Here is a 573-nt window from a genome sequence, read left to right as displayed (position 1 = left end):
TCGAACTCGGCATAGGCCGCCAGCAGGCCTTCGGCGTTCTCGACGCGCCGCGCCTGCGGCGTGACCACGAAACCCCAATCGCGCAGCTTGCTCAAGGCTTCCCACTGGGTCTCGGCGAACGGCGCGCTGAGCAAGCCCCAGGCATAGGCGAAGAATCGCAACGGCCGCCGGGCGGTGATGGACGGGTCGATCTGGCGCAGCGAGCCGGAGGCGAAGTTGCGCGGATTGGCGTAGGTGCGCTCGCCCGCCGCCGCCGCATCCTCGTTGAACGCCTTGAAGGCGGCCAGCGGCATATAGACCTCGCCGCGCACCTCGCAGATGCCGGGGATGTTGCGCCCCTTCAGCTTCTGCGGCACGTCCTCGAGCGTGCGGATATTGGCGGTGACGTCCTCGCCCCCCGCGCCGTCGCCGCGCGTCGCGGCCCTGACCAGTTCGCCGCCCTCGTAACGCAGCGACATCGACAGGCCGTCGATCTTGGGTTCGGCGGAAAAATCGATCTTGTCGTCGGGTAACTTCAGGAACCGCACGATACGTTCGGCGAAGCCGCGCACGTCCTCGTCGGCAAACGCGTTG

The 573-nt window shown here is 67.7% G+C and carries 1 pseudogene; it reads right to left on the bottom strand.

From position 1 onward, the window contains the following. Positions 1-573, bottom strand: a pseudogene (locus D1614_RS28525) (hypothetical protein); the annotation flags it as partial.

Origin of the sequence: Maribellus luteus (assembly GCF_003576475.1) — a bacterium.
GTDB lineage: Bacteria > Bacteroidota > Bacteroidia > Bacteroidales > Prolixibacteraceae > Draconibacterium > Draconibacterium luteum.
The sequence above is the reverse complement of the archived record's forward strand: the minus strand, read 5'-3'. Positions and strand labels throughout refer to the sequence as shown.